This is a genomic window from Acidobacteriota bacterium (assembly GCA_040752915.1).
GTDB lineage: Bacteria > Acidobacteriota > UBA4820 > UBA4820 > DSQY01 > JBFLVU01.
In genome coordinates this window covers 1-7,789 of the sequence record JBFMHB010000093.1, presented here as the reverse complement: position 1 = coordinate 7,789, position 7,789 = coordinate 1, and the positions used below count along the sequence as shown (strand labels likewise).

The 7,789-nt window shown below is 68.5% G+C and carries 3 protein-coding genes; all 3 read right to left on the bottom strand.

Annotated elements, in window-relative coordinates:
• On the bottom strand, nucleotides 1–2,697 hold a 2,697-nt coding region (locus AB1824_12355), incomplete at its 3' end, for an Ig-like domain-containing protein (GenBank protein ID MEW5765756.1).
• Between the two features lie 578 nt (nucleotides 2,698–3,275).
• Complete coding sequence (locus AB1824_12350; protein ID MEW5765755.1) at nucleotides 3,276–4,700, bottom strand: TolC family protein; 1,425 nt, start codon at nucleotides 4,698–4,700, stop codon at nucleotides 3,276–3,278.
• The coding region (locus AB1824_12345) for an efflux RND transporter permease subunit (protein MEW5765754.1) at nucleotides 4,697–7,789 on the bottom strand (3,093 nt) is incomplete at its 5' end. The genes AB1824_12345 and AB1824_12350, both read right to left, overlap by 4 nt.

Sequence of the window (7,789 nt, the reverse complement as noted above, 5' to 3'; positions counted from 1 at the left end):
GACGGTCAAGGTCCAGTCCGTGCCCGAGACCACGAGGTTCCCGTCTCCGGCGGTGTAGGTCACGCCGTTGACGACGACGGTGAAGACGTCGCCGGCCTCCAGGGCGCCGCCCAGGGTGCCGTGGATCGCGGGCGTCGTGTCGTTGGTGGTGAGGGCCGTCACCACGGGGGCCGCCGGCGGCGCGGTGTCCACGACGGCGTTGAAGGGGGCGGAAACGGGGGAGAGGTTGTGGGCCGCATCCTCGGCGCGGGCGGTCACGGCGTACGTCCCGTCGGCGAGGGGCGTCCCCGTGTAGTCGAAGGACCAGGCACCCGAGCCGTCGGCGAGGGTGGTCCCGATCTCCACGCCGTCGAGGTACACGTGGACGAGGGCGCCGGCCTCGGCGGTGCCGGAGAAGACCAGCGTGGTGTCGGAGGTAATCCCGTCGGTGGACGAGGCGCCCGTGTCGCCGAAGATGGCCTGGACGGCGGGAGCCGCCGGCGGCGTCGTGTCGATCTGTCCCTGCGAGCCGCTGGAACCCGGCGGCGGAAGGGGATCCACCGGACAGGCCCCGTCGAGGCCCTGGACGGCTTCGAAGTAATAGAGGTGGTTTTCCGTGAGGGCCGTCGTCACGTCAAGGCTCCAGTTCCCGTTTGAAGCAACCGTCGCCATTCCGGTGAAGACGAGGGAGTCCCCGTCGGTGTGGTCGTAGATGCGCAGGGTCACGGTAGCTCCCGGGACCGCCGTGCCCGTGACCGTCGGCGTCAGGTCGTTGAGGTAGCCGCTGGCGTCGGGGTAGGTGATGACGGGCCGGGCGAGGGCCGCGGGGAGCATGACCTTGGACCAGTCGTTCAGATTGGTCGAACAGTTGCCGCCGAAGACCTCGACGACGAAGGGGTGGTTGGCGTCCTGGCTGAAAATCCGGAACGGTGTGTTGCTCGACGTGTTCCCGCTCAGCGTGACCACGTCGCCCGCGTTCAAGGTGGCCGGGAGCGTCGGTGTGGTGGTGGCCCCCGTCTCTTGGAGGTAGGTGCCGTCCTGGGCCACGAAGATGGAGCCCCCGCACCGCAGGGCGTGGCCGCGGATGTTGCTCCCGGCGCCTCGGTAGTAGACCGAATCGTCCCCGAGGTCCCAGATCTCGGAGCCCCCTTCATAGGAGCCGGCGAGGAGTCCCATCGTTCCGTTCTCAGTGACCACTTCCACTTCGTAGAAGCCTTCGGTCACCGTCCTGCGGCGGGTGTTGTTGATCCGAACCGAGGAAGTGTTCCAGGAGCCACTGGGCAGTTGCCGGAACCGCCAGTCCACGTCGGCGTACCCGATGGCCACGAGGGCGGGGTCCACGCCGTTCCAATCCTGGATGTGGACGTAGAACTTGTTGCCGAGGGACGAGGGGGCGCAGGTGCCGCCGCCGACGACCATGGTGGTGGGCGGGACCTCCGTGGCCGTGTTCTGGCTCGACTGCTGGACGGCGATGGTGGTTCCCGAGGAGGTGACGGCGTAGACGGTGTTGGCCGTGAGGGAGGCGGTGGCGTCCCAGTATCCGGCGACGGTGAAGGTGTGGGAATCCACCAGGGTCCCGGAAACCGTCCGGATCTCGGCCGATCCCGCGCCGGAAGCGAATACGACGTACCGCGTCCGGCCGTCCAGGCCGCCCACGGGCACCGTGAAGGCCGATCCGTACATGGACCGGCCGTCGTCGGCCAGGAAAAACATGGAGCCCGGAAGCGTCCCCGAGCAGTCGAAGCCCATGTAAGCCTGGACGGGCCGGGAGGTAGCCAGGCGGAAGCGGTGGTTGTCCACGAAGGCGGGGTTGGGGCTCACGAGGGTGGCCTTCTGGCCGCGATTCACGGTCCCCGTGGCGAGAACCCCCGCGGTATCCAGGTCTGTCACGGTGTACGTCGTCCCGTCCTCGATCCCCGCGATCCACAGGTAGGTGCCGTCGTAGACCCGTGTCGCGCAATTCCAGTTGGGCTTGGCCATGCCGTAGTAGTGGATCATGTCGGCGGCGCCCGCCAGGAGGTCTTCGGGGGCCAGCACAAGGATCCCGGTCTCGCCCGTGTCGGTCTGCGCTTCCACGAGGACGGGGAAGGACACGTCGGGCGTCAGGTAGACCCTCAGGCTCCCCTGGTCGGTCCCGTTCAGGTAGCCCAGGTCGTGCCAGCCCTCGCCGTCGGGCCCGCCGTCGGCGCCGGCCAGGGTCTCCAGCGCGATGGGGGCGCCCACGGCGTCCACGGCCCGCACTTTCAACCAGGCCGACTCGCCCCAGCAAGTGACGGTGACCAGGGCCGGAGCGTCCGCGCGCACGGGACCCTCCGAGGTTAGGACGAGGGGGTCGAGGGGGACGATTTCAGGCCGTGCGGCGAGCGAATCGTCCGTTCGCAGGCGGACCTCCCACAGGGCCGCCGCGTTGGGCAGAGAGAGGGGGAGGGAGCCCCGTCCGTCCGCGAGTTCCACCTCGCGCCAGGGTTCTCCTGGTCCGGCGGAGATCAGGACCGTCGCCGGTCCAGTCACTCCGGGAAGGACGATCCCCAGCCGGGGGAGCGGGAGCCATCCCGGGCCCTCGGGCGCCACGGACCACGTCCGTTGGCCCGCCGCGGCGTCGCGGGATTCTGTGACGGGCGTCACGGCAAGAGACCCTGTGGCGGCGGCCTGCACGGCTCCGGACGCGACGAGCATGGCCAGCGCGAGTAACACCAAAGTGTTTCGCCTTCTAAGCATTTCTGGAGCCCTCCCTGGCTCCTCTTGTCTCTTCCGTCGTGCGTCGAACGTCGCCCCGTGCCCTGTCAACGCGTTCATCTTCGCGCCTTTCCTGCCCCGTCACCGGGAAGGCCGGACCCCCGTATTCGGGTGGTCGCCCCCCAAAATGTGCAAGAGGGGTGCCACGGCATACAAGCGGCGGAGATGGAAGTCTGGACAGGGTCTCACGAGATTCGGCGCCCCCCCCGGCTTGCGCGACGTCTGATCCATTGTACAACGAGATAACCCGCTCTGTCAAAAGAAGAAAGGGGCAGAGGGCCGCGAAGTGTGAACGGGGGGCACAGAGACACCCGAAGAGGCCCGTTAACCGGTTGAAACCGTGTATACGGTCAAGAGACCTCGCGACGGATTACCTTGCCGCATCCGGAGGGCGGTTCGCGGCGGTGGGGTCTGGAAGTGTCACCGAAGGGGGACGAATGGACCGGAGAGACCCTGGGTGGTCCTCTCCAAACGGACGGAGGGCGGTTCGTTCCGGCGATGGAGAGGGCCGCCGGGGCCCGCCCGGTGAGGAAGATCGGGTCACCGTGGGGCCGATGACTCTATCTCTGCTCCGGCGGCTCTTTTTCGGCGGGTTCGCCGAGGACCCCCATGACCCACTGGAGATGGGTCCGGGCCACCACCATATCCCTCTGGGCGCGGGCCAGGTTGCCGCGGGCCGTGCGGAGGTTGAGCTGGGCGTCGTCCACCTCCAGTTTGGTCTTGACGCCGAATTCGTAGCCCTTCTCCGCCATGGCGAGGAGGCGTTCGGCCTGCTCCGTCGCGCCCTCCAGGGCCGCGAGGACCTCCTGCGCCTCGCGCACCGCGTCCAGCGCCGTGCGGGCCTCCGTCGAAAGGGCTTCAGAAATGCGGCGCTCTTCGATCTCCGCGGTCGTCAAGTCGCTCCGGGCCTGCAGGATGCGGCCCCGGGTCCTGAGCCCGTCGAAGACGGGGAAGGACAGGTACACACCCGCGTTCCAGGTCTTCCCGTCGAGGTTCAGCCCGCTCACGCCCAGGGCCTTGCGCCCGTAGGCCGCGGAAAAGTCCAGGCGGGGCTTGTCGCCGGCCCGCGCGATCTTCACGAGTTCGCGCCGGATGGCGACGGTCTGGCCCTGGGAGAGGAGTTCGGGACGCCGGCTTCGGGCGCTTTCCAGCACCTCCTCGAAGGAGGGCACCGGCCCGGGCGCAGCGGCCAGGGCCCCCTCCGCGTCCACCTCCTCCCCCTCGAGCCCGAGCAGGAAGTTCAGTCCGAGCCGGCTTCGGGTCACGTCGCTCTCGGCGCGGATGAGGGCGGGGCGGGCGTTCTGCACGGCCACCCGGGCGGCGAGGACGTCGTAGTCCGTGGCCGTGCCCAGCGCGAATTTCTTCTGCGCCTCGTCGAGGTGGCGGATCCTCTGCTCCAGGTCCTGGCGGGCGATGGCCTCCAGCTCCTTCGCGAGGAGCAGGTCCATGAAGGCCTGGGTCACATCGCGGCGGACGGCCTGGCGGTACAGGCGCAGCTGCTCTTCTGCCGTGGCGAGCCCCACCTTGGCGGCGCGGATGGCGGCCCCCACCTGGCCCCAGGTGTACAGGGCCTGGTCCAGGCCCGCCTGGTAGTTCGTCGTGTCCTGGGTGGCGGGGAAAAGGCCCCCCGTCAGTTTGGACATGGTGTCGTCGTAGTCGCGCCGGTGGTAGGCCGAGAGCTTCAGCTGGGGCAGGGCCGCCGCCCGCTCCTCCACGTACTTGCCCTGCACCCACTTCCGGTATTCCTCGGCCTTCTGGATGTCGCGGTTCTTCTCCATGGCGATGGCGAGGGCCCGATCCAGGGTGATGCTTCGCACCGGCTCCTGGGCGGCCGGCCTCGAAGGCGCCAGCGCGGCAACGGCGGCCCAGAGGGTGAGGGAGAGAAGCAGGGAGGCAGGGAGCCGGGGACGCACCAATCCCGCGCAGGGATGGTCCACATCACCGTTTCGCTGGTCCCGTCCGATTCGTGCATGAAGGTCGCTCACGGCGAGGTCTCCTTTTCCGCTGCAATCTCCGAGGCGATTCCCCCCGCCCACCTCCGGCGGATCCACTCCGCCAAGTCGTCGAAGACGGTGTAGACGACGGGGACCACGAGGAGCGTCAGGAGGGTCGAGGTGACGAGTCCGCCGATGACGGCGCGAGCCATGGGAGCGCGCATCTCGGCGCCCTGCCCGATGGCCAGGGCCAGGGGCACCATCCCGAAGATCATGGCGAGGGTGGTCATCAGGATGGGCCTCAGCCGGGTGCGACCCGCGCGAATGACGGCCTCCCGCCGCTCCACCCCCGACCGCCTCAGCACCTTGGCGTAATCCACGAGGAGGATGGCGTTCTTCGTTACGAGCCCCATGAGCAGGATGAGCCCGATGAGGGACATGATGTTGATGGTGTCCCCCGTCAAAAAGAGCATGCCCGCCATGCCCACCACCGAAAGGGGAAGGGAGAGCATGATGGCCAGCGGGTCGATGAAGGACTCGAACTGGGCGGCGAGGATGAGGTAGACGAGGATGATGGCCAGGAAGAGGGCCTCGGCCATGTAGCCGAAGGACTCGATCATGGCCTCCGTGTCCCCCGACATGGCCACCCGGTAGCCGGGCTCCATCTTCATGGTCGCGGCGGCCTCCAGGACCTTGGCGCCCGCCGTCCCGAGCGGGAGGCGGTCCAGGTTGGCGCTCACGACCACCTGCCGGCTCAGGTCCTGGCGGCTGATCTCCGAGGGGGAGACGGCCCGCTCCACGCGGACCAGGTCGGCCACCGGTACGAGGGCCGTCCGGCCTTCCGGATCGGGGACGGCGAGACGGAGGTCCGCCACCTGGGTCACGTCGCGCCTCAGCGCCTCGGGCAGGCGGACCCGCACGTCCACGCCCTCCCCCTCCTCGTCCTCGTAGGTGGAGACCACCTGGCCCCCCACGAGGGCGCCGAGGCTCTGGACGAGGGCCGACGTGTTGAGGCCGAGGGAGGCGGCGCGTTCGCGGTCCACCACGAGGCGGTATTCGGGCAGGTCCTGCTCGAGGGTGGCCTCCAGGTCCACGATCCCCTCGATGCCGAACATCTTGCGCTTCAGCTCCTGGGCGTACCGCTTGAGCGTGGGGATGTCCTCCCCCTTGATGAGGACCATGAGGGGCTTCTGGAAGGTATCCGGGTCCTCGAGGAGGGAGATCTGAAGCCCCGGGATCGCCTCCAGGCGCCTCCGCATGTCCGGCATGAGCTCCGCCTGGGAGCGCTTCCGCTCGGAGCGGTCCTTCAGCTTCACGTAGATCTGGGCGTCGCGCACCGTGTCCGTGTCGGCGGGCGCGATGGCCGCGTAGGTGTGCTGGATTTCGGGATAGGTCCCCAGGACCCCCAGGGCCGCGGAGAGCCGACCCTTGGTCTCCTCAATGGAGGCGTCCGGGGCCGTCTTCATCCGGATGAGGAACTCGCCGTGGTCGAAGGCGGGCATGAACTCGCCCTGGAGGTTGAAGAAGAGGGCCAGGCCCGCCACGAAGGCCGCCCCGGCCACCGCGAAGACGGTGAGGCGGTGGTCCAGGGCCCATCCGATGACGCCCCGGTAGCCCTCCGCCGTCCGGTCGAACCACTCGTTGAACCGGTCCAGGATGCGCGCCAGGAGGTGGCGCTTCCCCTTGCGCTCGATGTCGGGGTCGATCCACCGGCTGGAGAGCATGGGGTCCAGCGTGAAGGAGACGAAGAGGGAGACGAGCACGGCGAAGGCCACCGTGATGCCGAACTGGAAGAAGAAGCGCCCGATGATCCCCTTCATGAAGGCCACGGGGACGAACACCGCCACGATGGAGAGCGACGTGGCGAGGACGGCCAGGCCGATCTCCGCCGTCCCCTCCCGGGCCGCCGTGAAGTGGTCCTGCCCCTTCTCGAGGTGCCTCACGATGTTCTCCCGCACCACGATGGCGTCGTCGATGAGCAGGCCGATGGCGAGGGAGAGGGCCATCAAGGTCATGACGTTGAGCGTCATGCCGAAGAAGTACATGGCGATGAAGGAGGAGATGACCGAGATGGGGAGCGTGAGCCCCGTGATGACGGTGGAGCGCCACGAGTTGAGGAAGCAGAAGACGATGAAGACCGTCAGGAGCCCGCCGAGGATCAGCGTCACCTGCACGTCGTGGACCGACTCCCGGATCATGACCGACGAGTCCCGGACCAGGGTGATCTCGGTGCCCGGGGGAAGCTCCGCCTCCAGCCGCGCGATCTCCTCCTTCACGGCGTCGGCCAGGCCCACGGTGTTCGCCTTGGACTGCTTGAGCACGTCCAGCGCCACGGCGGGGACGCCGTTCACGAGGGCCAGGGACCGCTGTTCCTCCACGCCGTCCACGACCTGGGCCACCTCGCCGAGCGTCACGGGGTGGCCGGCGCGCTGGCCGATGACCATGGCGCCGTACTCGGCCACGGAGTCGGGCTTGCCCTCGATGCGGATGGGCATCTCCGTGCCCCCCCGCGTCAGGCGTCCGAGGGGCGTGTTCACGTTCTCCGAGGCGAGGCCCGCCATGACCTCGTTCACGCCCATGCCGAGGGCGTCGAGGCGCGCCGGGTCCACGTTCACGCTCACCTCGCGCTCGGAGGTCCCCACGAGGTTCACCTCCCCCACGCCCGCGATGTTCTCGATGCGGCGCTTGATCTTCCGGTCCACCAGGGTGGTGAGTTCCCGGGGGGAGAGCGCCGTGGACTTCACCGCGACGGAAACGACGGGCATCCCGGCGATGTCCAGCTTCTGGATCACCGGCTCCTTCATGGCCTCGGGCAGGTCGTTGCGGATGGCGTTGATCTTGGCCCGGGCGTCCTGGGAGGCCTCGTTGATCTTCACGTGCAGTTCGAACTCCACCATGACCGACGAGAGGCCCTCGCGGGAGGTGGAGTAGATGTGCTTCACACCGGGGATGGGGTTTACGGCCTCCTCGATGAGCTTGGTCACCTCCCTCTCCACGGTCTCCGGCGAGGCGCCGGGGTACTCGGTCACGATGGAGAGGATGGGGAACTCCACGTCCGGGAAGAGGTCGATGGCCAGCCGCCGGTAGGAGAAGAGGCCCAGCGTCACCAGCACCAGCATGAGCACCGAGGCGAAGACGGG